This is a genomic window from Myxococcales bacterium, from assembly GCA_012517325.1.
Classification (GTDB): domain Bacteria; phylum Lernaellota; class Lernaellaia; order Lernaellales; family Lernaellaceae; genus JAAYVF01.
On sequence record JAAYVF010000048.1, the window covers coordinates 22,258 to 47,505 of the forward strand.

The 25,248-nt window shown below is 59.1% G+C and carries 21 protein-coding genes; 12 read left to right on the forward strand and 9 right to left on the reverse strand.

Going from position 1 to position 25,248, the window contains the following annotated elements:
• Nucleotides 1-151: 151 nt before the first annotated feature.
• Together GX444_08955 and GX444_08960 are read left to right on the forward strand one after the other, a co-directional pair.
• Nucleotides 152-2,128 (forward strand): hypothetical protein, encoded by a 1,977-nt coding sequence (locus tag GX444_08955; GenBank protein NLH48719.1) that lies wholly within the window; start codon nucleotides 152-154, stop codon nucleotides 2,126-2,128.
• Nucleotides 2,125-3,684 carry a hypothetical protein gene (locus GX444_08960; protein NLH48720.1) on the forward strand — a complete coding sequence of 520 codons (1,560 nt, stop codon included), beginning with the start codon at nucleotides 2,125-2,127 and terminating at the stop codon, nucleotides 3,682-3,684. The genes GX444_08955 and GX444_08960 overlap by 4 nt, the downstream gene beginning before the upstream one ends.
• Nucleotides 3,685-3,691: 7 nt before the next feature.
• Here the strand turns inward: GX444_08960 and GX444_08965 are convergent, their stop codons facing one another.
• Nucleotides 3,692-5,914: a hypothetical protein gene (locus tag GX444_08965; GenBank protein NLH48721.1), complete on the reverse strand. Its 2,223-nt coding sequence runs from the start codon at nucleotides 5,912-5,914 to the stop codon at nucleotides 3,692-3,694.
• Entirely contained in the window at nucleotides 5,915-7,537 is a 1,623-nt protein-coding gene (locus GX444_08970) for a hypothetical protein (GenBank protein NLH48722.1), read from the reverse strand.
• A 299-nt stretch (nucleotides 7,538-7,836) separates the two neighbouring features.
• On the opposite strand from GX444_08970, the gene GX444_08975 reads away from it, so the two are divergent.
• From GX444_08975 to GX444_08985, 3 genes are all read left to right on the forward strand, one after another.
• Nucleotides 7,837-8,925 (forward strand): hypothetical protein, encoded by a 1,089-nt coding sequence (locus GX444_08975; protein NLH48723.1) that lies wholly within the window; start codon nucleotides 7,837-7,839, stop codon nucleotides 8,923-8,925.
• Between the two features lie 36 nt (nucleotides 8,926-8,961).
• Nucleotides 8,962-9,534 carry a c-type cytochrome gene (locus GX444_08980; protein NLH48724.1) on the forward strand — a complete coding sequence of 191 codons (573 nt, stop codon included), beginning with the start codon at nucleotides 8,962-8,964 and terminating at the stop codon, nucleotides 9,532-9,534.
• A 155-nt stretch (nucleotides 9,535-9,689) separates the two neighbouring features.
• Entirely contained in the window at nucleotides 9,690-10,469 is a 780-nt protein-coding gene (locus GX444_08985) for a class I SAM-dependent methyltransferase (GenBank protein NLH48725.1), read from the forward strand.
• On the opposite strand, the gene GX444_08990 is transcribed toward GX444_08985, so the two are convergent.
• The 6 genes from GX444_08990 to GX444_09015 all read right to left on the reverse strand — a co-directional run bounded on the left by GX444_08990 (nucleotide 10,439) and on the right by GX444_09015 (nucleotide 14,927).
• Nucleotides 10,439-10,918 (reverse strand): GNAT family N-acetyltransferase, encoded by a 480-nt coding sequence (locus GX444_08990; protein NLH48726.1) that lies wholly within the window; start codon nucleotides 10,916-10,918, stop codon nucleotides 10,439-10,441. The genes GX444_08985 and GX444_08990 overlap by 31 nt on opposite strands.
• Before the next feature lie 91 nt (nucleotides 10,919-11,009).
• The gene (locus GX444_08995) at nucleotides 11,010-12,260 is read right to left on the reverse strand and encodes a (Fe-S)-binding protein (protein NLH48727.1); all 1,251 of its coding nucleotides are present in this window, start codon (nucleotides 12,258-12,260) and stop codon (nucleotides 11,010-11,012) included.
• Nucleotides 12,261-12,262: 2 nt separating this feature from the next.
• Complete coding sequence (locus tag GX444_09000) at nucleotides 12,263-12,979, reverse strand: respiratory nitrate reductase subunit gamma (protein ID NLH48728.1); 717 nt, start codon at nucleotides 12,977-12,979, stop codon at nucleotides 12,263-12,265.
• A 17-nt stretch (nucleotides 12,980-12,996) separates the two neighbouring features.
• Entirely contained in the window at nucleotides 12,997-13,236 is a 240-nt protein-coding gene (locus GX444_09005; protein NLH48729.1) for a sulfurtransferase TusA family protein, read from the reverse strand.
• Nucleotides 13,237-13,250: 14 nt separating this feature from the next.
• The gene (locus GX444_09010; protein ID NLH48730.1) at nucleotides 13,251-13,742 is read right to left on the reverse strand and encodes an NADH dehydrogenase FAD-containing subunit; all 492 of its coding nucleotides are present in this window, start codon (nucleotides 13,740-13,742) and stop codon (nucleotides 13,251-13,253) included.
• Nucleotides 13,743-14,000: 258 nt separating this feature from the next.
• Nucleotides 14,001-14,927: a lysophospholipid acyltransferase family protein gene (locus GX444_09015; GenBank protein NLH48731.1), complete on the reverse strand. Its 927-nt coding sequence runs from the start codon at nucleotides 14,925-14,927 to the stop codon at nucleotides 14,001-14,003.
• A gap of 234 nt (nucleotides 14,928-15,161) precedes the next feature.
• Here GX444_09015 and GX444_09020 point away from each other — a divergent pair, with 234 nt between their 5' ends.
• Nucleotides 15,162-16,658 carry a hypothetical protein gene (locus tag GX444_09020; protein ID NLH48732.1) on the forward strand — a complete coding sequence of 499 codons (1,497 nt, stop codon included), beginning with the start codon at nucleotides 15,162-15,164 and terminating at the stop codon, nucleotides 16,656-16,658.
• A gap of 24 nt (nucleotides 16,659-16,682) precedes the next feature.
• Here the strand turns inward: GX444_09020 and GX444_09025 are convergent, their stop codons facing one another.
• A complete protein-coding gene (locus GX444_09025; protein NLH48733.1) occupies nucleotides 16,683-18,353 on the reverse strand; it encodes a radical SAM protein in 1,671 nt (556 codons plus the stop codon).
• Between the two features lie 158 nt (nucleotides 18,354-18,511).
• Between GX444_09025 and GX444_09030 the strand changes: the two genes are divergently transcribed.
• From GX444_09030 to GX444_09055, 6 genes are all read left to right on the forward strand, one after another.
• Nucleotides 18,512-19,489, forward strand: a complete 978-nt coding sequence (locus GX444_09030) for a HAMP domain-containing histidine kinase (protein NLH48734.1) — start codon at nucleotides 18,512-18,514, stop codon at nucleotides 19,487-19,489.
• Nucleotides 19,486-20,172 (forward strand): response regulator transcription factor, encoded by a 687-nt coding sequence (locus GX444_09035; GenBank protein ID NLH48735.1) that lies wholly within the window; start codon nucleotides 19,486-19,488, stop codon nucleotides 20,170-20,172. The genes GX444_09030 and GX444_09035 overlap by 4 nt, the downstream gene beginning before the upstream one ends.
• An 82-nt stretch (nucleotides 20,173-20,254) precedes the next feature.
• On the forward strand, nucleotides 20,255-21,583 hold the full coding sequence (locus tag GX444_09040) for a hypothetical protein (GenBank protein ID NLH48736.1): 1,329 nt from the start codon (nucleotides 20,255-20,257) through the stop codon (nucleotides 21,581-21,583).
• A 33-nt stretch (nucleotides 21,584-21,616) separates the two neighbouring features.
• A complete protein-coding gene (locus GX444_09045; protein ID NLH48737.1) occupies nucleotides 21,617-22,603 on the forward strand; it encodes an NAD(P)-dependent oxidoreductase in 987 nt (328 codons plus the stop codon).
• A 26-nt stretch (nucleotides 22,604-22,629) separates the two neighbouring features.
• A complete protein-coding gene (locus GX444_09050; GenBank protein ID NLH48738.1) occupies nucleotides 22,630-24,174 on the forward strand; it encodes a hypothetical protein in 1,545 nt (514 codons plus the stop codon).
• Entirely contained in the window at nucleotides 24,171-25,232 is a 1,062-nt protein-coding gene (locus GX444_09055) for an MBL fold metallo-hydrolase (GenBank protein ID NLH48739.1), read from the forward strand. Before GX444_09050 ends, GX444_09055 begins: the two co-directional genes overlap by 4 nt.
• The last annotated feature ends 16 nt before the right edge of the window (nucleotides 25,233-25,248 follow it).

Below are 25,248 nucleotides of genomic sequence, written 5' to 3' on the forward strand. Positions count from 1 at the left end.
CGGACCGGGCCTTTTAAAAGCGCCCAGGAAGCCCATTCGGTCACTTTATAGGGCCAGTAAAGAGGATTCCCCCAAAGGATCAGGAAAAACAAAAAAAACGCGGCAAGGCAAAGCGACAGGATCGCCAACAACTTTCGTCCGAAGCGCGATCGTGAAGAGCGGGAATTTGCAAAACGCATGCGGATTTTCGGCTCCTCACAATCAAAAAATGGCCGGTAAAACCGACTCGCTTCGACGCCGACAACCAAGCGCGCTCATTCTGGTCCATCCGCACACTCATTTCAAGTTCTTGGCAATGAATCACTATTTCCCACCAACATTTCCGCCGGCCGACCACCAAATTTTAAAATGCTTGCAGGACCAAAACCAAATGCATAAACTGACTTCCTTCAGGAGTCGGCAAGTGATAAACGTCTCGAATTTCATTCAAAATAACACGACACTCCCCCGGATCGCGTTGTTCGTTTTTCTGGGATCGACCTCCGTTTTATGGGCATTTTTACTGCTCGGGTTCCTGCCGCTTTATCCGGATTTGGTTTTACGGCCGGACAAGGGCGGGATTCTCGGCATTCCTCATTTTGCGGAAAATCCGGCGGCGAAAGGCGCGCTTGAAACCTGGCCGTTCAACGAATACGCGATCCTCGACCCGGTTGAAGCCAATCGCGGTTTCAGGATGGAAGTCGAGATCGGGGATTACATTCTTTTGCAATTGAGCGACGGCCAAGGGAATAAAACAGCGCTGCGCGCCAGCGTCATTCCGGAAATCCCATCGGCACTGATCCGTTTTACCGGCGATCGCGTCGCGTTTGTTTCTCCCCTTTCGCTGCCGACGCTTTCCCGCGATATTCCCCATCGCCTCAGCGGCTGGTTCGACGGCCGTCAGGTGCACTGGCATTTGGATCAAACCAATCTGGGCGTTGTTCCGTTTGCAACCCCATCCGCCCAGTGGTTGATTGTCGGCGGCCTGAAAGGTTCGCGAATCATTCGCTACGGAACCGGAATGTCGACGCCGGTGGAGATGAAAACCGATCCTTGGCGATATAAAAAAATCCTGCTGCTGCCCTTGGCAGCGCTTTTATTCGCGTTTCTTCTCCTGGCCGCGCCGACCGGAAAAAAGATCAGCCTTCTGGTCTTTACCGCCGCCGCCGCGTTATGCACGCTCTATCTCCTTCGCCCCTCCATTTTCATGATTCTGGTTTTTCTGGGGTTATCTGCCGGCTCGGTATTCTATCTCTTCATCGGTTGGGGGCTGTTCCTCATACGGCGCCGTTCCCAATCCCTTCCGCCCGGCATCGCCTTCCGAAAACTGGTCCAAACCGGCATCGTTTTATTGGTATTCGCCTGTTTTTTCGGTTTGCCGGATTATCTTTCCAACCGATCCACATCCCTCATTCGCGTGGTCGAACCGAAAGTCCAATGTTCTCAACCGGCGACCATGGAGGCCGCCGAAAAGTCGTCCAATTTAAAAAAGATCGTCATTTACGGCTCATCCACGGCAGCGGGAGAAGGTCTGGCCGACCCGACCGCGGAAAGATTCGGCGGCATTTTGCAGCGTTGGCTGACGGACACGGCCGTCGTCGAGGTGAAGGCATCGGGCGGCGCCACACTGACCGGCATTCTGGAAACGGAAAAATCGACCGCCGGTCGCGCGGACCTGGTAATCCTCTATTCCACCTTCAACGATGCGATGTTTTCCAATGGCAGCCTGCTGACCACCTTGGCCGGCGGTCGCGTCTTCGACCTCTATAAGTTCAGTTACGACGCGTCGGATTACATCGCCGCAAATTACCGGAATTACCAACCCGCTTTCGAACAAAAGGTACGCCGCTTTATCGAGAACGCCAAGGTTTCGGGGGCGCAGGTCCTGTTGGTCAGCGAACTTTGCGCCGACCAGGTTCTGTACCGGCGGTCCGCCCACGCGATCACCCGGTTTTACCGATCCATGAAAAACATCGCTGCCGAGGAAAAATGCGAATTCCTCGATCTTTCCCCCGATTTCTTCTCGCTCCGCGATGATGTGCTTTTCATCGATGCGATGCACCTGAACGAAACCGGGCACTGCCATCTGGCCGCCGCCCTTTTGCCCACGGTGAATCGCTTGTTGGCAAACCGGGAGCCGGCTCCATGATCGCGAAGGTCTGGAAAACCATTCGTTTGGCTCCGGCGTTGATCGGACTGGGATTGCCGATGGCGCCCCTCGGCCTGACTCGCTACCGCTGGTGGGCCGGCGCGATCGTCATTTTACTGGGGATCATTGCCCTCTGGAGCCGCGAACGTTATCGCCGATTGTACCGCGGCATCGTCGCTTTTTATTTGCTCGCCGCCGTCGCGATGATCGTCCGTACGGCGGAAATCATCGCTTCGATCACCCCGCATCCGTGGTGGCGGATTTTGTTGACCGCCGGCGCCCTTGCCGTATTTTTCGTTGGCGCCGATCAAATCGAAAAGAAATACGCCAAACTACCGGCGTATCAAGAGTCGCATCCCTGGGCGCTGATCGGCCGTGATTTGTTGCTTTATCTCGGCGCCGTCGCGATCCTGCGATTGGGACAATACAACCTGTGGGCCAACCCGGCGTTTTTCTCCGGTCTGTTGGTCGCCTTCCCGATCATTCACTTCCGCCCCCGGCCCGTCGTCGCGGCGCTTTTCGCCGCGATTTGCGCGATCATCATTTTCGAGTGGCACGGCTTCATGAATACCCAATACATCCCGCGCATACCGAAAAATCCGCCGGCCGGCATTCAGGTGGAGATGTTGCCTTTCGGCAATCCGCAAGCCGGCCAAGGGGCGCGCTTTTTTTCTGCCGGGAAATGCCCCGAAACGTATGGTTCATACTATATGGGTGAAATGGTCCGGACCTATCGTTTGAATCCGGACGGCTCGACCGTCGACCTGGTCCTGCCCGACGAGAACCACCCGAACGAATCCGTCTGCGCGGTGGTTGAATTATGCGATGAGCGCGTGGTCATCACCGGCAGCGATGAAGATCGCTTCGTTCGGTTTTCCGATCTGCTTACCGGCGAGACACTCAAGGATATTCCGATGCGGGGCCAACCGACCTTCCTGGTTTTGTCGCCGGATCAAAAGTCCATTTACGTCAGCATCATCAATCCGGGCGGTCTGGTCCGCATCAATCTGGCCACCCGCAGTATCGACCGGGAGTTGATGCGCTTCAACCAAATCGATCCGGCGTTTTCGGGCACCAACAACCTCATCATTGTCGGCAACCGCATCGTCAGCGCTTATTCTTCCTACTACACAATCGACAACCGGCAAGGCGAGGTCTTCAGCGTCAACCTGGATCTCGAGGACTATCGGCCCTTGTTCCCGTTTTACGGCTCCTGGGGAATCGTCGCGCCCGAGGATGAAAACCACGTTTTCTTCAAAGTGTATTCCCGCCCGGATTTGTACCGGGTCGCGCTGGACGGTTCGGGAGCACAGCGAATCGCCGACGTGCCGGCCGGCTATCATTACCTGGTCTATCTGCCGAAGGTTTCCGCCGTGGTGATCAACCATTGGATCACCGGCGACGTGATGGCGCTCTGCATCCCGAATACCGAAAAACGTTTTCACCTCGATTTCGGCGCGATGGGGCGGCCGATGACGGTCTTCGGCAATCGCGTCATGACCGCCACCCCAGCCGGCTACGCCACGATCACCTATCCGGAAAACTTGTGCCGGTGAGCCGTTTTTAAGGATATTGAAATTCCAAGGTGGCATCATTGCGGTCGGCCGGATCGAAGATCACGCGATACGCGAAATTGCGGTTCGGCTCCATACTGACGATATCGATCAACACCAATTCATTTTTTTCCGGCAGATGAATAAGCAGACACGGGTTTTCGATCGGCGGCGACGCGAACAACTGCGCCCGGTCGGCTTTTCGAACCGTTCGCAGGACGGTCAACGCGCCGAATCCCTTGGTTTCGTCGATGAACGAAAAGACGGCGATCGGCTCTTCCTGCCAGGGCACGCGGATGGGAAACGGTCCCGTGAACGGGTACAGATCCAACCGAAGCTGTTCGGGAGAGCAGGAAGCGTCTCGGCGCCACTTCCCCTCATGCCGGGTCAGACCGGTCGCCGGCGAAGCGGATAGACTGAGCGATCCCAGAACGGGAGCGTCGATATATCGTCGGCTCATTTCCGTTTGGTTCGCGTCTTGCGGCAAAACCGCCGGCATCGCCGGACCGGCGAACATCATCATCAACAGTTCGGACATGGAAGGAGTGCGATTGAAAACCGAGCGGTCGGCGATCTGCTTGCCCAGCGCCCGCAAATTCCAAGGGGTCGGCAGTTTCATTTCAAAAACCCAGGGAAACCAATTCGGCGAATGCAAATCGTCGCGTTGCGCGGATAAATAGAAGGGCTCCTCCGGCGGCATGAATTCGTGATCTTGCTGCCAAAGGGAACGATAGAGCGGGTCTTCTGGAACGAGCGGCCGAATCAACAGAAAATGCCAGGCAACCAGCAACCCGATCGAAAAAAACACGCCCAGCCAACGCAAAAACCTGGCGCGGCTTTCAAAGAACCAGGAAAAACCCAGGCCCATTAATACCAGCAACGGCAGGTAAGCCATGACGACGATCGACCATTTGTCCTGCTGGGTCCAATCCTCGTTGACCGCCAGGAAACCGGCGATCGGCAGGAAAAAAAGCAGCGCCGCCCCGAGAGGCGCCCACCGGCGCGCGCGCACCCAGGAATAGATCCCCAACAAAACAAATGCCAGCAGCGGAATACCCAAATGCCGCTCGATCGAAAGCGGCAACAAAGTCAGGTTGGGAAATGGATTGTAGTAGGAGCGAATCAAGGTTTCCCGAAACGGCCAGTTTAGAAAAGCGGGAAAGCGAAACGGAATCCCGAAAAAGTGATAGGTCACCGCCGGAATGTACGAAAAATGCTCGTGCGTCAGCGCGCTGCCGAATGCCAAATGGTAACGCAGCAGAAAAGGCGCGAGGCCGATCGCCAAACCGACCGGCAACCAGCCGAGACGCCGAACAAATGTCGTCTCACTCCGGCGGATCAGATATCCAAGCGGGATCAAGGCTGGAAACCCCAGAATGTTCAGCGGTTCCACGCCGACGAGTAACGCCAGGAAAAAACCGACCATCAGAGGATGCAGCGTTTGCCCGTAGACCATCAGGGCGATTACGCCCGTCAAAGACAAATTCAGCCGGTTCTGATCGGGATCGAGCAACAAGCATGGCAACAGCGCGCCAACCAAGGCAACGAGCATCGCCGCTTTTCGATTCATGCCGAGGCGCGTCGCCAACGAGTGGACCGCCAGCGGGACGGCCGCCATGATCAATCCCCATTGAATCCGCAACCCCAGAATCCCGAACAACACCAAGGCGGGTGATAAAACCGCCGTCACGCCCATCCGCTGATGCCCCGCATAGTACAGACTGTTGTTCGCTCCGGCGGCTTGCCCGAACGGGGGCATGCCGGCGATGGCCGATCCGAACTCGTGTCCGCCGGGAAGCAAACAGGGGAAATAGGTGCAGGTGAAATGAAAGTCCATCACCGTGTCGAAAAACAGGAATTGGTAGAAAAACGAGAAGAGCGCCACACCAAACAGCCAGGGATGGTCACGCCAGGCGTTTTTCAATTGCCGGAAGTAGGTGCCGGGGTGTTCCCAGGGCGTCTTCCGCGCCAACCATCCGCTCCCCGCGATGCAGACCGCGGCTATCAGAAGCGCCAGCGGCCAGGTCAACGGCACAAACAGCACGGCGGCCGAGAGGTAGAGGACGGCCGGAACGAAAAACGTCGCGAGGCCAAGCCACAAAACGAGTTTTTCCGCCGGGGAACTGTCGACGCGAGCGACGGTCGAAAACGCCCGGAATAGAAACAACGCCGGGAGAAAAAACAAGCAGGCGAACGCCGAAAGCCAGCCGAGCAGTTGAAGAAAAATCACCATTCATTGATCTTTCGTTATGAACCCGTGATAGCTGGCCAGCCAATAGGGCAAAATGAAATCGACGCCCGGATCCACCTTTTGCGGATTGTCCTCCCCGCATGCGGTGATGACGAACGGGCTCCACTGAAAAATGAAATCCGCCGCGCAATAACCCGTCACCGGGAACGGATCGAGCGCCTGATAGTCCACGCTGCCGATGAGGTCGCGCAAAAACGGGAATTGGTCTTCCAGATCGTGCAAAAACACCGAGACCGGATCCAGCGTATAGGTGGATGGATCCTTCGCCTCCAGGTAGTAACGGAAGTGCGGCGCGGCCGGGAAATCGCCGAGATCCTGCTCGCTTTGCACCTGGTATTCGTCCTTCGCCGCGCTCGGCTCGTAGCCGCCCTGCCCCATATAAACGCCGGTAAACCACGGATTGTGCGTCAGGCGCGTGAAGCCGTGCACCTGGGTGTTGAAAATGTCGAGCAGAAACGCGTAATCGTCCGGACTGAAGTAGACCTTGGCCAGCCGCAACAGGTTGTACCAGGTTTCGTGCGCCAGGCAGTTGCCGAAATATTCCATGTAACGATTGAAGAACGAAATCGTCTCGATCCGCAGGATCGTCCGCTTTTTATTCAGCAGCCAGGATTGCAATTCGGTTTTGATCCGCTCCTCGCCGGTGATGTGATAGCCGACCGTCAGCCACGAGATCTGAAACGGCGGCAGAACCTGCGGGCCGGCATCCGTCGGCAGCCCTTCCTCGTCGAGGATCATCCAATGGTGGTCCATCAAGGTGTTGAGCACCTCGCTGACGTCCGCGCGGATCATTTCGCGCGTATCTTCGTCGTCGATCAGATCGTAGGCCAGGGACATCCCGAAAAACCAACCGCTGTACATGTCGCGGCTGGTTTCGCCCCACCAGAAATCGCCGGCGTAAGGGCCTGAATCGACCTGGTGGCACCGATCGTTCGCCGCGCACCATTCGTCGCCCTGATAAATCAACGGATCCTGTTGGCCCCGGTAGCGCGCGATGAATCCCGGTGTATCGGTGATGTGCAGATTTCCATCCAGCGCCTGGACGACGCGAACGGCGTTTGCCTTGGCCTGCGCTTCCTTGGTGACGTGATAGCGCATCGCCTGGCTGCCGAGGTAGAGCCCGGTCCATTCGCAGCTATCGCCCCAATCGTAGTATTCGGAAGGTGTCGTGCGCTCCGGATCGGCGAAAATGACGCCGACCGTGTCCCCGTAAAACGGTTGGTGATGGTTCAAATGCCAGAGATCGTATTCCTGGACTTTTTGGCGCAGCGGACCGGGCGTGAGCGTCTCGTTGTAGTTGTCCTCGACCACGTTGCTTTGCGGCCAGGGGGCGACGTAATCATCGGCAAACGTGTCGTCATCGTCGCCCGTATCGTCATCCGATCCGGTATCGTCGTCCGGCGGAGTCGTGTCATCGTCCGGCGGCGTGGCGTCGTCGTCATCGGAACCAGCGTCGTTGTCGTCATCCGTTCCCGCCGTGTCATTGTCGTCGTCGGAAGCATCATCGTCATCATCGCCGCTGTCATGGGCACACGCGGCAATCGACAAGAAAACGAAGAATACGCTTACGAAAACAACGGCTGACCACCAACAATTCCGCGGCATTGGCTTTTTCCTTCGGTTTTTAATTGGGTTCGTGCCACGCGCCCGTCCGCCGATTTCGATCCCGAATATTATAGAACCGATCCATTTGGGGTCGCAACGATCGCCCGAAGATTCGCCGGCGTCTATTTAGCAAGATAAATCTCGGGTTTTTCGACCTCACCGATCAGGTTTTTCCTGATTTTAAATCGCCTGGCTTTCGAATATCTTCCTGGCCGGACAATGAAAACCGTCCTCCACCCAAGAACCGAAAAATTGGATTTCTCCGCGGTCCGATGAAAACGATGGAAAGGAACGATGAAATGCGTTGGCTCGGCCGCCTTCGATATGCCGTTGTGATCGCTTTGCTTGGCGGCGTTTTGGCCGTCATTTATCACTATTCCCGGCAGTCGACTGTTTTCGGGGATTCGGTTCCCGTGATGTACCTGCAAAACACGGGGCTTTATACCGATTTTGCCGCGAAAACCATCGATCCGCAAAACCTCGCGTATGCGCCGCAGTATCCTCTCTGGTCCGACGGTGCGGTAAAAAAACGTTGGATCCATCTGCCGCCGGGAAAGTCGATCGACGCTTCGGATCCCGATGTCTGGAATTTTCCAGCTGGCACCAAAATCTGGAAGGAATTTTCATTCAATGGGAAACGGGTCGAAACCCGTTTGATTGAGGCGCTGGGCGGCGACCGCTGGAATTTCGCGACTTACGTTTGGTCGACCGACGAAGACATCGCCGCGCTCGCGCCGCCCGAAGGCTTGAAAAACGCGGCCATAATCCTGCCGGGCGTCTATCACGACATCCCCAGCGTCAAGGACTGCCGCGCCTGCCACGTCGGCAAACGCACGGAGATTTTGGGCTTCAGCGCCCTGCAACTGTCCGCCGATCGCGATCCCGACGCCGTTCATGCCGAACCGATGCAGGCGACGATGGTCGATCTCGATTTTCTGATCCGGCGGAATTTCCTCCGCGCTGCGCCGAATTCCCGGTGGGAGAAACCACCGCGAATCAAGGCGCGAACGGCAACCGAACGGGCCGTCCTGGGCTATTTGCACGCCAATTGCGGCAATTGCCACAACCCAAACAACAATCTGGGCACGGCCAACATGCAACTGCGACACCTGACCCGGATGGCAACCGCCGAAGAACCGGCCGTGACCACGACCGTCAACCGCCCTGCCGGACATTATCGCTTGCCGAACCGGGCAACGGATTCCTATCTGATCCTTCCGGGAGATCCTGACGGCAGCGCGCTTCTCTTTCGCATGGAGACGCGAAATCCATACCGGCAGATGCCGCCGTTAGGAACCAAGTTGGTCGATACCGACGCGGCGAAGCTGATTCGTCGCTGGACATTGGAGGACTTGCCCCAAGAAAAAAGCGATGCGCCAAACGGGTGAATCACGATTGGCTATTAACCACGCGAGGATAAAGTCATGAATACAAGACGGCGAAAAGTGGTTTCGTTGGGAAGCCTGATCCTGGTCCTGCTGGCCGGCATTTCGTTGCTGGCCGCGGCCAAACCCCCGGCGGCAAACGTCGCGCGCGGCGCCTATCTCGTGAAAAGCGGCGGCTGCGGCGATTGCCACACTCCCTTCAAAATGGGGCCGAACGGCCCGGTGCCGGACCTGGCGCTCAATCTGGCGGGCCACCCGGCGAATCTGGTCATGCCGCCGGTGCCGAAACTTCCGGAAGGACCGTGGATGACCGTCGTTTCGGCCACCAACACCGCTTGGGCCGGTCCGTGGGGCGTCAGTTTCACCGCCAACCTGACCCTCGACAAGGATACCGGCATGGGCGCTTGGACCGAAAAGAATTTTCTCGACACGATTCGCGAGGGTCGAGTGATGGGTAAAGGGAGGCCTCTGTTGCCGCCGATGCCCGTCGTGCCCATGCAGAATCTGACCGACAGCGATCTGAAAGCGATTTTCGCCTACCTGAAAACGATTCCGGCCATCGGCAATCGTGTGCCGGAACCCGTTTCCCCAAAGGGAATGGAAGAAAAATAAATCATCGCGATCAGAAAAATAATGTGTACCTCACATCGGACTCGCAGCCATTGGATGGCAATCACGTTTCTTGTTTTCCCTACCCGAGCGAAATCCAATTGTGCCCGGTACGCGGAAACGTTAAATTGCTTCGAACATTCATCAGGGTTTTTGTCATGTCGAATCTCGTCAAATCCATTAATTTCGACCGGGTCGCCCACTGGTACGATGCGTATGTGACCGCCGATTTCGATCTGCCGTTCTGGGCCGCGGAAGCGCGCCGTCATCCGGAACCGCGCCTCGAGCTGATGTGCGGGACCGGCCGGATCTCCCTCGCCATCCTGCAATCCGGCCTTTCGCTGGCCTGCGCGGACTATTCCGCACCGATGCTGGCGGTGCTTTCACATAAATTGCGACAACGCAACCTGACCGCGCCGGTGATCGAAGCCGACGCGCGGTCGCTGAACCTGAATGAAAAGTACGCCTGGATCTTCATCGGCTTTCATTCGTTCGCCGAAATCAGCGATGCGGAGGCGCAAGCCGCGACCCTGCACGGGATCGCCCGCCATCTGCTGCCCGGCGGCGTTTTCACTCTCTCGCTGCAAAACCCCATCGTGCGCGGACCGCAACTCGACGGTCGATGGAAAGAACTGGGGGTTTTTCAGTTGGCGGGGGAAAACAAGGTGCGGGTCTCCGGCGCCTGGAAATTCGATTCACCGACCGGGCTGGTGACCGGGGCGCAGCACTACCAGGAAATCTTGCCGAACGGCGGGATCGTCGCCGAGCAGGAAATTCCGATTCATTTCCGTCTGCTTGGCGCCGGCGATTTCGAGCGGATGGCCGCGGCGGCGGGCTTTCGCGTTCTGGACCGCTGGGGCGATTACAACCGTTCGCCGTTCGACGAGCGGCAAAGCCCGTTCATGATTTACAATTTGTCGCTTTCGCCGAGAACATAATCTACTTCAAAAAGCAGATAATCCGTCCGGTTCATACCGAGCGCCCGGTAGGTTTCTTGCGCGGAACGATTTTCTTTTTCGACATAAAGCCGGACCCCGCAAACATTCTCGGTCTTCCGGGCCATGGCGGAAACGTGCGCATACAAAGCCCGATAGACTCCCTGCCGGCGTTCCGCGGGAACGACATAGACCGATTGAATCCACCAAAAAACGCCGTTGCGCCAGTCGCTCCATTCGTAGGTGATCATCAGTTGGCCGATCACCGCGTCGCCGCGCCTCGCCAACAGGTAAAAGCCCTTACGCTCGTCCCCCAATACCGCCCGCGTTCCGTCGGACACGCGCGCGGCGTCCAAGATCTTGCCCTCGGTTTCCTCGGCCATCGCCAGGTTGTGCGCCACCAGGCGCGGCAGATCGCCGTTTTCCGCGCGTCGAATCACCAAGTCGTTCATCGTTCCGCCTCGCTCGTTCGGGTTCAGGTGCGGTGATAAAAAAATCCCTCGCCGGCGGAAAGCCGGTCGAGGGATCTCCGACCCGAGCTTCTTACTTCTGGACCAAAGCCTGCGACACGAGGTCGGAGAGAAAATATACCTGGACTCCGGTCTGATAATGCTCCGCCAGATCGGTAAGCTGAGTATGGCAGTTTTCGCAGGCCGTGGCCAGCACCGACGCGCCGGTGGCCTGGAACTGCTCGGCTTTCACCTTGGCCGATTTCATCCGGAAGTCCTTTTCGCCCATCGCGACCAATCCGCCGCCGCCGCCGCAACACCAGTTGTCCTGGCGATTGGGCGTCATCTCGACGAAATCGTTTGTCAGTTGCGAAAGGATGTAGCGCGGATCCTCATAGACACCGCCGTTGCGCGCCAACTGGCAGGGATCGTGATAGGTCAACTTGCCTTTGATCTTGCTTTTGTCCAGCTTGATCCGGCCTTCTTTCAAATACCGGGCGATCAACTCAACGAAGGAGATGACCTTGAACGAATGCTCGCCGGTCATGTACTTCATCACCCGGTACGCGGTGCCGCATTCGCAGATTGCCACTTCCTTGATACGCAGCCGTTTGGCTTCCTCGATGATGCGATCGGCGATCTGCTTGGTCTTGGCCGGGTTGCCGACGAACGCGCCGAAATTCACCGCCTCATAATACGATAACGACCACTTTTCACCGGCGGCGTTCATGATGGCGGCCGCGGGAATGATCGAATGCTTCCCGGCCAGCGCCACATAGAGCACGTTGGCGTCCTGGACGTCGAGCGGAATCGCCTCTTGCCCGGCTTCACTACGCCACCGTTCCAACACTTCCGCCTCGAGGTTATGAACGGCCGTCGCGAACGAATCCTTCGTCGCCTCGATATTTTCGCCTTTGGCGACCGACATATCGGCCAACATCGAGAGAATCTTCGGTTCCTGATCGGCGACAATCAGCAGTTGCTTGGCGATCGACTGAATCTGCTGGGTGTCGATGCCGAACGGGCAGTAGGTCACGCAGCGCCGGCAGCCCGTGCAGGTGTAAGCGGTGTCATAGACCTTCTGCATGCAGTCGTCGGAGAATTCGACCGCTTCGCTCAGCCAGGGCGCGATTTTCCCCATGCCTTTGAAGTATTTTTCGTACAGGCGGCGGATATTCTGGGCCCGGCCCACCGGCGAATACTTGATGTCGGGCATGGACGCGTAGGCATGGCAGGATTCGATGCACACGCCGCAGCGGGTGCAGTTGTCCAGGTACATCCGCACCGCGCGATTGAGGCGCGCGGCCAGGGTTTTGATCAGTTCCTGTTTGTTGGTTTCTTCCATGATCAGACCCTCCGGAGCCAGTTCAACGGCACGGCGAAGAACGTATGCATGATTTTGCTGAACGGCAGCAGCAGCAAAAACAGGTTGGCCAGCAGGACGTGCACCGCGATGACCACGTAATGCGAACCCATCAGGAATTCGCGCGGGTTGGCGAAAGTGAAGCGCACCAGGCTGTCGAGGTATTTGCCGAAATCCTGCTTGGTCAGCACGAACCCGTCGGCGCCATTCCAGGAATTGGCCCAACTGATCGTGTCGCCGGTGATGAAAATCAGGAACAGCAGAAACAGCATGAGGTAGTCGGCCGGCACCGAGATTTCCCGCACCGGCGTCCGGAAACGGCGAAACAGGAAATAGACGACCGACACCGTCACGATCACCCCGATCGCGCCGTTGCCGAGCATGTGCTTCGATTCGGGGGCGAGAAGATTGATTTGCGGCAGCAGATCCAGGTGGCTGAGGATCAAACCGAGAATACCCAGGTGAAACAGTCCCAGAAACATCCACAGCAACGGCTGGTAACGGCGCACGGTCGGCAAGGTAAACGCTTCGATCGTGCCGACCAATGTGGGGGACGATTTTTCGGGAAATATTTTCAAAGTGTGGGTCGGCTTGGGCGATCGCCAGATGCCGACAATTTTCACCAGAACGCCGATGATGCACCAGGCGAAGGCCAGGTACACCATCGGCACCATGACGAAATAGAAGATTTTATCGGTCATGGCCGGTCCGTCCCGCTTTACTTCAGGCGTTTGACGAAAATTTTAATCAACCCGCCGCCCTGCTCGGTGCCGACCACTTCGTTGCCCGAAGTCTTGGCCCAAGCCGGGAAATCGGAAAGCGAACCCGGATCGGTGGTGTGCACCTCGACGACCTGGCCGACTGCAACCGACTTGATTTCCTGGCTGATTTTCACTACCGGCATCGGGCACGGCAGACCTTTGAAATCCAACACCTTCGTGACCGTGTAATCCGCCATTGTTTACTCCTTCGTTAGATGAAAAGTTGAATGCTGGAATCCTTGGCCTCGGCCAGAAAGGTGGCCACGCCGCAAAATTCGATATTCGGATAGTCGATGATTTCCTCGTGGGTGAAGCCCATCAGGTCCATCGACATTTCGCATACCTTGATTTGCACGCCCAACTGGCCGGCAATGTCGAAGAGTTGGTCGAGCGAGGGGGCGTTCTTCTTCTTCATCAGGTCTTTCATCATCGCGGTTCCCATGCCGGCCATATTCATTTTGGAAAGCGTGGTCTTATTCCGCCCTTTCGGCAGCATCCACCCGAACATTTTCGACATGAAATCCTTGCCTTTGGGGTTGAACTCGGGCTTGCGTAGCGCCGCGGTACCCCAAAAAGTGAAGAAAAGCACAACCTTCATGCCCATGGCCACCGCGCCGGTCGAGATGATCATGGCGGCCAGTAGTTTGTCGAGGTCGCCGGAAAAAACGATCATCGAAAGCTTGTTGTCCGGCCCCGGCCGCATCGCATCAACTTGTTGTTTTAACTCGGCAAATTGTTTTTCAAATTCGGCGCTCATTTCTTTTTCCTTTCGCCCATCTTTTCAAGAGCCGCATGATAGCGTTTAGAATATATAGCTAAATCCATATATATGCAAGCATTAATTTCCTGTTTTGTAATTTTTTTGTTTAACCCGGATCAACATAAGGGAAAATTAATGACGAATTCCGCAACAATCCAGCCTGATGGACTTTTTATTTTATTGGCGGAACATGACTTCGCCCTACTCGGCGTAAGGATTGGGGGCGCCTTCGGGTTGGGTTTTATAACGTCGATGGATCCAGTGCCAGATTTCGGGATGTTCGTAAATGACTTTCTCGACCGCCCGGACCTGGTTTTGCGTATTGATGAGCAATTCCCTTTCCGGATCTTCCGGGTGCGGCTCCCACGGCACTTCCTCGGTGATCACCAGCTTGAAGCGGCCGGTGCCGATGCGATAGGCATAACCAACAATCACCGGAGCGCCGGTCTGTTTGACCACCCAGGCATTGGAACGAACGGTCGACGCCACATGCCCCAGCCAATTGACGAAAACGCCCTGGCTGCGCTTCATGTTCTGGTCGACGGCCATGGTGACGCCCTCGCCGTTGCGCAACCCTTCCATCACGCGCTGCATGGAATCGCGGTGCGCGACGGTGCCGAGGTTCATCGCCAGCCGCGATTCGACGATGAGGTTTTCCACCACCGGGTTGTGCATTCGCTTGGCGACGATCGAAATCGGATAGCCCGCCATGCCGATCCGGCCGGTGGCGATTTCCCATTCGCCGATGTGGCCGCCAGTGAAAATGACGCCTTTTCCCCGGTTGTAGGCGTCGCGCAGCAGTTCCTCGTTTTCGATCGGGAAGGATTCCCGCCAGAAGGCATCATCCATTCGCGCCAGACGTGGATAGTTGAGCAGGTGACGGCACAGGTTGATCAGCGACGCCTTGTAGATCGCCTCTTTCTCCGCGCGGGTCTTGCGATCGCCGAAAACGATGTCCAGATTGGTCATTGCCACGCTTTTTCGAATGCGCAGCCGGTACATCAGCGAGCCGAGCGCGGCGCCGAGGCCCTCCACGTTTTTCCAGGAAAGTCCGCACGCGACCTTGATCAACAGCCACACCAAGGCCCGCTGCAGGTGATGCCCCCGGACGGGCGCAAGCGAGGTCATTTTCTTGGCGTATTGATGAGTCTGTTCGCGCGTCCAAGGAAACTTTTTCGTGTCGGTGGATTCGATGGCCGGTTCCTTTCCTGGTTAGAAAATTTCGCGGCGGCAGCCAGCGCAAAATGGAGCGATCGGACCGGTTTGTCAACACCCTCGTTCGTTCCGCGGTCTAATTCGTTGACACCGCGATCCGCCTGGGTTATAGCTTGCCCCGCAATGCCGGAAACGAATCCCCCAACAATGAACAATTCCCTGCCACGCTGGCTGATTTTTTTTCTCGGCTTGCCGCTCTGGGGCGGTATTTTCTTCACCGGCTGGTATCTGACCGTTCTGGGGTATTTCTGGCAGACGGTGCAATTGTTCGGCGCGGTGATCGTCCTGCTCATCAGCCGGGTGATTCTCGACCGCCTGAAAATCGGCCGAACCATCAGCCGCGTCATCCGCTTTCTTTTTTGGCCGGCCGCTCTGGCATCCTGGCTGACCATGATCTATCTGGCCGTCGCGCTCTCGCCCTGGAAAACGGGCCTGCTGCTCGGCGCGCTGCTCGTCGTTTTTTTTCTCGAGTCGTTCACCCGGCGTCGCCGGCCGCTTGCCGCCGGATTGCTGCTGCTTTTCTTCATCGCCGGCGCCAACGTCTGGCACCTCATTCTGCTCGGCTTGCCGGCGGCGGCGGTTCTGTTGTTCGTCGTCTGGAAATACCGGCCGGCTTGGTATCCGCGCGGTCCGCGTTGGTTGTTGTGGCTGCTCGTGCTTTTAGTGGGCACCGTCATCGTGCCGTTCAGCCTGGGCGCTCCCCGTCGCTGGCCAAACGACGTCGCCAGTCAGGAGCACGTGCGGACGGTTTACGACACGACCGACCGCCGCGATCCCTTCGCCGCACTGCTCGGCCGCGAGATCCGCTTCGGCCTGCCCGATTGCCAGGGGCGCGTACTGGTCGGTACGCGCGGCGTGCCCAACAATCTGGTCCGGCTCGAGCCGAAAAAAGTCGCGACGCCTCCGATGGAACCGATCGGCGATTTCATCGGCCTGGATTGCGCGCGGCGCCGCGTTTACGCCGGCAACTGGCGCAATCCGCAGGACACGCTGGTGCTGCACATCTTCGATCAGGATTCGCTGAAAGAGTTGCACGCCATCAACATCAAACGGATGACCCGCACCACGCAACTGCGCTATTTGCCGTCGACCGACGCGGTTTACATTTCCTCGGACAATTCGCCGCGCCTCTTCGTCTACCATCTCGCGACGTGGCAGACCGAGACGGTGGACCTGAAGGGATACATCGTCGATTTCGCGGTCTTTCCGCAAAACGACCTGTTGGTCACGACCGCCTGGGGCGGCTTGATTCAATTCTACCAACTGAGCACGTACGCGCTGCTCGATGAAATCCGCTTCGCCGACTTCGTTTTGCAGTTGAACCCGACACCCGACTTGCAAACGCTTTGGGCGGCCGGCATCTATTCGGGAAAGCTGGCGGAAATCTCCCTGGCGGATCATCGCATCCGGCGGCAGTTCCGGTTCCGGCCCGGCATCCGCTTTGTCATCGCCGATCCGGAGAGCGATCGAATGTATCTCGGCAACTACTTTACCGGCGAAATCCTGGCACTCGACCGCTTTTCGCTGCAAGTCGAACGGCGCTATTTCGTCGGCAATCATCTGCGGAATCTGGCGCTGTTTCCGCAACCCAAGCGGTTGCTCGCCGCTTCGGCCCGCGGACTGACCGAAATCGAAATTCCCTAAATCGGCTTGAACTGCGAAGCCGCGTTACCCCGAAACGGGAGCGGACTTCGGCGCGGGAACCAGGGCCGGCGCCAGGCTCGGGCTCCAGGCTTTTCCCACGGTGTTCGGCCGGACCTTCGTCACCAGCGTTTGCGGCTGCCGCAGGTTGCCGATCAGGCGGATGCGCACGGCCTCCACGGCCGCCAGGGTTTGCGCGCCGGCGATCAACGCTTTTTGTTTGGCCGTCGCCGGGCCGAACGTTTCGTCGAAGCGGGCGATGACCCGCGCGGCGTAATCACGCTCGAAGCGGTTGTGCGCCCGGCGGCGAATGACGTGCAGCGCCGGATAATAATCGCGGCAGGTTTTGTCGAAGTAGCGATGCCGCGCCGCCAAGCGCGGATCGGCGGTGCCGCGCGTCGCCAGGAAGCCCAGCAGATTGGTTTCGATCGTCCGCAACACCGAGCAGCCTAATTCGTCCCAGGCGCGGCGGAAGGCGGCACGCAGGTATTCCGCGGATTCCTCGGCCGTAAAATTCGGATGGCGGAACCAGATCTGATGCTGGCCGTGCCATTCCTCGTAGGGCAGATCCTCGCGCAGCCAGCCTTTTTCCTTCATGCCCTGGTAGAGCGCAGTGCCCGGTAGCGGCCCGAGCTGCATGAACTGGATGAAATCGGGGCCGGCTTCGATGGCGAAGTCGATGTCGCGATGGATCGTTTCCTTGGTGTGGTTTTCGGCGAAGAGAATGACCGAGCCCAGCACGACGATGCCGGCGTTGCGCAGGTCGCGGACGAGGCGCGGGAAATCGACGCTCAGGTTTTTCTCGTAACCGCTGTGCCGGCCTTCCATTCCCAGCCAAAGAAACGTGACGCCGAGGCGCTGCATGAAATCGACGCCGACTTCCTGAATCGTTTCAGCCGAACTGAAAATCGAGAAGGTGTAGTGTTTGCCGTGCCGCTCCATTTCGGCCAGCAGTTCCACGGCGCGCTCGCGATGCTTGAGAAAGTTTTCGTCCATCACGAAAAAGTCGGTGCAGCCGCGCTCGCGTTCGGCGCGTTCGCAAACCCGGTAGATGTCCAGCCCGGTTTTCAGAAACGGCGTGTACTCCCGCTGAAAGAAGTGGCTGGTGGCGCAAAAACGGCAGGCGTTGACGCAACCGACGCCCGGCATGAGCACGACGCCATCCGGCCTCAGGGGAATGCCCATCAGATGCTTGTTGAACGAGGCGTCCACGAGCGGATGAACGATCGGCCGCTCCGGGTCCTCGCCGAGCAGTTTCCGCATGAAACGAACGCCCTCGCCGCGGCAGATGTGATCGTGTTCGATCATCGTTTCGATGCCGGGAATGCTGGTGCCGTGCCCGCCCAAGATGATTTTCGCGGCCGGCGCGTGCCGGCGGATCAACTCGCCCAGGCGCTTGGCCTTGGTGAAATTGGGAACGATGAACGAAACACCGATGTAGTCGTACCCGCCCCGGCGGATTTCCCGGATGAACCGGCGCTCGCTCGGGAAATCAAGGATCGTGGTTTCGGCCTGGATGTTTTCAGCGATCAGATAAAGGCCGAAGCTTTGATGATGAAAACGCAGCGAGAAGAGCCCTTGTTCGCGGGTGACCTGATTGTGGAACAGCTCGACAACGTTTTCCTTGCGACCGTATGCATCGTCGACGCCGAAGGGGCCGAAAACGGAAGTCAGCAAAATTTTCGGCAAAGAATGCATGATAAATCCTTTCCCATTTCTTTGCGGTTGCCTGCACCGGCCGGGATTATCAAGGAAAGTCGGCAAACCGTCGGTCAAAGTATTGTAAAAGTTCGGCCAGGCGTGGCGGGCGATCCCGGAGTCGGGTATGCTTTTGTCATCGCAAAACGGAGCCTTCGATGAATCGTTTTCCGGCCCGGGTGTGGCGATTTCTGATTCATCCGATCAGCCTGATCGTGGTGGTGCAAAGCGCCTGGACGCTGACGCTGGTGCTCTGGATTTATTTCTTCGTGCGCCGCTACCGGCAATTGTCGATGCTGGCCAGTTCGACCGGCGTACGCGTCCAGGATCTGGTGTCCTGGGCGTCGCTGGTCGTGGGCATCGGGCTGCTGGCGCTGATCTTCTCCGGCACACTGGCGATCATCATCTGGCTGATGCGCCAGTTTCTCATCAACCGCCAGATGCGCAACTTTCTTTCGTTCGTCAGTCACGAGTTGCGCACGCCCATCACCTCCATCCGCCTGACGCTGGAAACCCTGCGCGACCGGTCGCTGAAGGAAGAGCAGCGCGACGAGTTCATCGACAACATGCTGCAGGACACCGATCGCCTCTCGCAACAGATCGCGATCATTCTCGACGCCTCGCGCCTCGAACGGCGGCGTTTGCCGATGCGGCCGGAGGCGGTCGATCTGGATCGGCTGGTCGCGCAATACCGTGAAAAGCGCATTGCCGCGCCGAACGGCGGCGGGCACGTGCTGGAGCTGGGCGAGACTCAGCCGAGCGTTGTCTGGGCGGATCGCGAGTTGTTGCAAACGGTGCTGGACAACCTGATCGACAATGCCGAGCGTTATTCGCCGCCCGGCACGACGATCACTCTTTCGGTGCAAATCTCGGGCAAATGGGTGTTGTTGCAGGTGCGCGACCGGGGAATCGGCGTCGACCCCAAGGAACGGCGAAAGATTTTCAAACTGTTTTATCGCGGCGCGACCGCGCCCGGCGTCGCGCGGCGCGGCAGCGGCCTGGGCCTGTTTCTGGTCAAGGGCATCGTGACCCTTCACCGGGGCAAGGTGGACGTGTTGAGCGAGGGACCGGGACGCGGTTCCACCTTCCGGGTGTGGTTGCCGCGTTTCGCCCCGAAGCGGAGAGAACGGCCATGAAAATTCTGCTCGTCGAGGACGAGGCGCACATCGCCAAGGCGCTCGTCGTCAACTTCCAGGCGCAGGGTTACGAGGTCGAATGGGCGGCCACCGGCGAGGAAGCGTTGGCGGCCTGGCGGTCGACGCCCTGCCAATTGATCGTTCTGGACGTTATGCTGCCGGGCATCGACGGGTTCGAGGTCGCCCGGCGCGTCCGGCGGGAAGACGCCAACGTGCCGATTCTGATGCTTACCGCGCTGGCCGCCGACGAGGATCGGATCGCCGGGCTGGAGTGCGGCGTCGACGATTACCTCGTCAAACCGTTCGTGTTGAAGGAATTGTTGCTGCGTGTGGCCGCGCTGTTGCGCCGCGCCCAGTGGATGCCGCCGCCCGCGACCGTTTTTTCGTTCGGCCAGGCCGAAATCCACCCGGCGACCCTGGAAGCCGTCGTGCGTGGCAAAACCCACGTTCTGACCCGGATCGAGTGCGACCTGATGCGGCACTTCGCCGCCCACCCCGACCGCCTGATCAGCCGCGAGGAATTGCTGTCCAGCGTCTGGGGCTATGAAGCCGACACGGCGACGCGCACCGTCGACACCTTCGTGATGCGGGTGCGTAAGATCGTCGAACCGGAACCCGCCAAGCCGAGATATTTGCGTTCGGTTCGCGGACAAGGCTATCGCTACCATCCGGCCGGGAAATAAAGCCGCGACCGCGTTGACAAGCATCCGCCGCAATGCGACTAAATATCCGACCGCGATCAGCAACCCGCTCGGGAGCGCAGCCGTGAAAAGAGTTCTTCGGTTTTCCGTTTTGATCGTATTGCTTTGGCTCGCCGCCGCGGGAGCGGCCGACGAAGGCCACCACGCCGCCGTTTCCCCGGACGGCAAGGCCCGGCTGTTCTACCTCGACGGCGTCCGAGTGCTGCAACTCAGCGGTAGCCATTACGAAATGGGCTACAACCACGGCTATCTGCTCGCCCGGGAAATCATGGACATGATTACCGTATACGGATTTTTCGTCGTCGATTATTTCGGCCTCGATTATGACGAGCTGCTGGTCAAGCAAAAACAATTCGCCTGGGGCGAGTACGGGCCGGAACTGGAAGGCATGCTGGCCGGCTTGCGCGCCGCGTTGCCGCCGGAAAAGCTGCTCATCGCCCCGCCCGGAAAAGCGCCGCACGCGGTCGGGCTCGACGACCTCAAGGGCATGAACACCATGGGTGACTGGTTGGCCGGCCTGGTTTCCTGCTCGAGCTTCAGCGTCTGGGGGAAAGGCCGCGCCGATGGCTCGACCCTGCTGGCGCGCAATTTCGATTGGCTGATCGATCCCGGCAACGTCGCCATGGACCGCCAGGTCGTCATTGCCTACGCGCCGGATTACGGCCCGCACTGGGTGAACGTCACCATGGCCGGCGATCTCGGCTGCATCAGCGGCATGAACGAATACGGCGCCAGCGCGATGATTCACGTCTCGCTCAACGGCTACCCGCCGACCGACGACGCCGGTTTCGTTCCCGGCACCCTCGCCTTGCGCCGGGTGATCGAAAGCCTCCGCCCCGCCAGCACGCCCGCCGCGGCACTGCCGCCACTCCGCGACGCGCCGCAAATGGGGCAATACCTGTACCACCTCTGCTTTCCCGCCCCCGGCCGCGCGGACGACGACGTCGCCGGCGTTTTCGAATACGACGGCAACGGCCGCCACCGCGACGGCTACGTCACCTATCGGCGCCCCGCCGACAATCCGCGCCTGCCGCGCAACCGCTTCCGCGACCAGCGGCTCGACTACACCAATACGCTGATCAACGTGAATCACTATTTGAAGCGCAAGACGGAAATTCCGCAGCTTTACAGTTCGGGCCGCTACCTGACGATCAAATGGATGCTGCCCAAGGCCAAAGCGGACGGCAATGTCGAGGTCGACGAGGCGCGGGACATCATGGCCGCCGTCGGCTATCAACCCTCGCTTTTCATGGGGCCTTGGATCACCTTGCACACCGTGGTTTTCGAACCGCAAACGCGGCGGTTGCACCTGTTCCTCGCGCAGGACGGCCGGCCCGGATATGACGGCAAACGGTTCGACGCGCCTTTCGAAGCCTTTTTTGCCGCCCAGTAAAATTTTTCGCCCGACGGAAAGGGAGTCGCCCCCATGAACATCGCGCTCACCGGCGCTACCGGATTTTTAGGGTCGCATTTGGCGCAAGGCCTGGCGGTGGACGGCCATCAGCTCACCTTGCTGGTCCGCGATCCCGGCAAGTTGATCGGCCCGCTGCAAACGTGCCGGATCGTCCAAGGCGATCTGCTGGACCCCGTCTCGGTCCGTGCGGCGATCCGCGACGCCGACGCCGTCCTGCACGCGGCCGCGTTCGTCGGCGAATGGGGTTCGCATGACGATTATTTTCGTCCCAACGTGACCGGGACGCAAAACGTCCTGGACGCCTGCGTCTCGGGCAAACCGCGCCGTTTCATTCACATCAGTTCCAATTCGGTATACGGCGACGGCACCGCCGACCACATCGCCACGACGGAGGACACGCCGTCCCGACTGACCGGCCAGCCCTACGGCGACAGCAAGATCGAGGCCGAGCGCCTGGTTTTCGCGGCGCACGAAGCGGGCCGGATCGTCGCGACGGCCATCCGGCCGGGAATGATCTGGGGGCCGCGCGACCGCCAGTTCCTGCCGAAAATCATCGACGCCCTGGCCAAGGGCCTGATGATGTTCCTCGGCGACGGCTACAAATTGCTCGGCCTGGCGCACGTGGACAACATCATGGAGTTGACCCGCCTCATTCTCGCCCGGGACGTTTCCCACGGCCGCGCCTACAACATCGACGACGACGACCGGCGCACCTGGCGCGATCTGGTGCGGGCGCTTTGCGGTCGCTTGGGTTATCGCGAGCCGCGGCTGTGCATCCCGGCCTCGTTCGCCAAGACGGCGGCCGTCGCCTCCGAATTTCTCTGGAAAACCGCCGGCGCCAAAAAGCCGCCGCTGATCTCCAAAATGGGCGTCACCCTGATGTGCTACGACAACGATGTTTCCGTCGAACGCGCGAAACAGGAATTGGGATATGCGCCCCAAGACCGCTTCGACGAACGCCTGGACGCCTATTTGCAGGCCTATCGCGCCGGGGAATAAACCGCCGGCCACGAAAGGACGATCGGATGCGGACCCACTCACCGGGCAGTCAGAGGCTTTTGCTTGTGTTCTGTCTGGCGATCGGTTGCCTCGTCCTCGGCTGCTACGCCGACAACCCCGACTCCTCCGACGACGATTCTCTGACTTGCTACGCGGATTGGGACAACGACGGCTACGGCAGCCCGTTCCTGACGCAAAAGGCATCCTCTGCCTGTCCGCTCGGCTGGGTGACGAACGACGATGACTGTTACGGCGGCGGCTACACCACCCACCCCGGCATGCGCGACGTGCCCGACGACGGCTTCGATCAGGATTGCGACGGAAGTGATTCCCTGGCTTCCGACGCGATCGCCGTCTTCGTCTCGCCGAACGGCGACGACGGCAATCCGGGCACCATGGCCGCGCCCAAGCGCACGATCGGGGCCGGCGCGGAGTTGGCGGAAACGAAAGGCAAATGGGTGTTGATCGCGGAGGGCGAGTATTACGAAAGCGTCACGCTCTATTCCGCCGGTCTGGTCGGCGGTTACGAAGCCGGGACTTGGCAACGCGATCCCGGGAAACGAACGACGACCATCCAGGCCGTCGAGGAAACCGCCGTCACCATCCTCGCCGCCGAAGAGGAACCCGTTTATCTGACCGGCTTGAGCGTCATCGGCGGCGATGGCGATGACCATTCGCACGGAGTAGTCATCGAGGCCGGCCGTGCCGTGATCCGCGATTGCCGAATCAGCGGCGGATCGTCGCAGTTCCTCGCCAGCGGAGTAACGATCCGCGCCAACGCCTATGCCGACCTGATCGGCGACGAATTGTCGGGCGGCGATCTGACCGAATACAGCTATGGGCTTTTCATCGAGGAACAAGGCGACGCCGTGATCATGTCGACCACCGCGGCCGGCGGCCTGGGCGCCGTGCAGTCGATCGGCATCTACACCCTGGCCTCTTGCGTGCTGTCCGTCGCCCGCGCGTACGGCGGAGGTTCCTTCTCCAACCAGACCTACGGTTTGTGGGCACGGGCCGATGTGAAGGCGATCAACAGCATTTTGCGAAGCGGCGAAGGACAGGCTCATTCCGCGGCGGTCTTTCTTCGCGATTCTCAAGGGCCAGTGCTGGCCAACAATCTCCTGATTCAAAGCGGCGCGTCGCAGTTCGGCGCCGGACTTTTCCTGGAAGACGGCGCCGCCGCGGCGGCCAACAACATTTTTCAAAATGAACCGGGAACCGGCAAAACATCCACCGGCGTCGCGCTACGGAATTCCTCAGTGATCCTGTCGCACAATGATTTTTTCGGCGCCGCGGCCGCCACCTATCTCGAGACATCGCAAGAAACGGTCACTGACGTGGCCGAGCTGAACCAATGCCAATGGACCGGCTGCGCCGCCGCCGACGGCAATATCGCCGCCGATCCGCTGTTCGCCGAGCAGGACGAATACCATCTTTCCGCTTTCAGCCCTTGCCGCGACGCCGGAACCGCCTTCGCGCCGGCCGGCGGTTGGGCGGTTTGGGATTTCGAGGATGACGAACGGCCGTACAGTATAGCCGGGGATATCGGCCGCGACGAATTCGTCCCTTGACCGATCCCTACCCCGCGCGTCATGATGCCGAGCCGTTGCCGCTCCGGCGGAAACCGCCCCAAGCCAACAATCAGGTAAAGAAAATGCCGCCGTCCGCCGCCGACCCGTTGCTGCTAAAAATCCCGACTCCGTATCCGGTCGGCCGGATCAACGTGTATTTTCTCGACGGCCCCGAACCGACTCTCGTCGATACGGGTGTCTTTTCATCCGTTTCGCTGGAAGCGCTCGAGGAACAATTGCGGGCCCACGGCCGGCGGTTGGCGGATGTGCGGCATATTTTGGTCACGCACGGGCATTACGACCATGCGGGCGCGGCGTTGCATCTTTCGCGGCGTTGCGGCGCGACACTGTACCTGCACCGGCAAAGCGCCCTCTTTACGCCACGGCAACCGGCGGCCGAGGAAGCGTTGATCGCCTTCCTGACCCGTTGCGGCCTCCCCCGTGATACGCTGGAAAAGGCATTTGCCAATTTCCACGCCGGGCGGCGATTCGCCGATCTCGCCACCGAGCCGCTGGCCGTTCACCGGCTGAACGGCGACGAATGCCTGTCGATTGCCGGCCGTGAATGGCGGATCGTCGCCACCCCCGGTCATTCACCCGATCACCTTTGCTTTTACGACCTGGCCACCGGCAATCTGTTTTGCGGCGACCTGCTGCTGAGCCACATCACGCCCAATCCATTGCTGTATCTGGATCCCGAAAATGACTATCGCCGCGCGCCGAGCCTGATTCATTATCTCGAATCACTCGCCAAGCTCACGACGATCGAGATCACCACCGGCTTTCCCGGCCATGGCCCCCTCATTTCGGATGTCGCCGCGCTGATCGCCGGCACGCGAAAATTCATCGGCGAACGCGCCGAAATTTTCCGGGAAAAAATCACGGCCGGGGCGGCCGATCCCGCGACTTTGGCCTGCGCCGTTTTCGGCAAACTCGATTTGGCCAACCAGTTCCTGGCAATCTCCGAGACCGTCGCCTACCTCGATTTGTTGGAACAAAACCGTCACATCGAAGTGGACTGGAAGGGAGAGTTGATCACTATCCGGTCGAGTTTGTAGAGCGGACATGGCTTGG

Excerpts from the sequence above, each read along its gene's own strand:
- GX444_09005 (NLH48729.1), bottom strand. The coding sequence starts at position 13,236 with ATGGCGGATTACACGGTCACGAAGGTGTTGGATTTCAAAGGTCTGCCG.
- GX444_08990 (NLH48726.1), bottom strand. The coding sequence starts at position 10,918 with ATGAACGACTTGGTGATTCGACGCGCGGAAAACGGCGATCTGCCGCGC.
- GX444_09000 (NLH48728.1), bottom strand. The coding sequence starts at position 12,979 with ATGACCGATAAAATCTTCTATTTCGTCATGGTGCCGATGGTGTACCTG.
- GX444_09045 (NLH48737.1), top strand. The coding sequence starts at position 21,617 with ATGAACATCGCGCTCACCGGCGCTACCGGATTTTTAGGGTCGCATTTG.
- GX444_08970 (NLH48722.1), bottom strand. The coding sequence starts at position 7,537 with ATGCCGCGGAATTGTTGGTGGTCAGCCGTTGTTTTCGTAAGCGTATTC.
- GX444_08960 (NLH48720.1), top strand. The coding sequence starts at position 2,125 with ATGATCGCGAAGGTCTGGAAAACCATTCGTTTGGCTCCGGCGTTGATC.
- GX444_09025 (NLH48733.1), bottom strand. The coding sequence starts at position 18,353 with ATGCATTCTTTGCCGAAAATTTTGCTGACTTCCGTTTTCGGCCCCTTC.
- GX444_08965 (NLH48721.1), bottom strand. The coding sequence starts at position 5,914 with ATGGTGATTTTTCTTCAACTGCTCGGCTGGCTTTCGGCGTTCGCCTGC.
- GX444_09050 (NLH48738.1), top strand. The coding sequence starts at position 22,630 with ATGCGGACCCACTCACCGGGCAGTCAGAGGCTTTTGCTTGTGTTCTGT.
- GX444_08995 (NLH48727.1), bottom strand. The coding sequence starts at position 12,260 with ATGGAAGAAACCAACAAACAGGAACTGATCAAAACCCTGGCCGCGCGC.
- GX444_09020 (NLH48732.1), top strand. The coding sequence starts at position 15,162 with ATGAACAATTCCCTGCCACGCTGGCTGATTTTTTTTCTCGGCTTGCCG.
- GX444_09030 (NLH48734.1), top strand. The coding sequence starts at position 18,512 with ATGAATCGTTTTCCGGCCCGGGTGTGGCGATTTCTGATTCATCCGATC.
- GX444_09010 (NLH48730.1), bottom strand. The coding sequence starts at position 13,742 with ATGCGGCCGGGGCCGGACAACAAGCTTTCGATGATCGTTTTTTCCGGC.
- GX444_09015 (NLH48731.1), bottom strand. The coding sequence starts at position 14,927 with ATGACCTCGCTTGCGCCCGTCCGGGGGCATCACCTGCAGCGGGCCTTG.
- GX444_08975 (NLH48723.1), top strand. The coding sequence starts at position 7,837 with ATGCGTTGGCTCGGCCGCCTTCGATATGCCGTTGTGATCGCTTTGCTT.
- GX444_09035 (NLH48735.1), top strand. The coding sequence starts at position 19,486 with ATGAAAATTCTGCTCGTCGAGGACGAGGCGCACATCGCCAAGGCGCTC.
- GX444_08980 (NLH48724.1), top strand. The coding sequence starts at position 8,962 with ATGAATACAAGACGGCGAAAAGTGGTTTCGTTGGGAAGCCTGATCCTG.
- GX444_08985 (NLH48725.1), top strand. The coding sequence starts at position 9,690 with ATGTCGAATCTCGTCAAATCCATTAATTTCGACCGGGTCGCCCACTGG.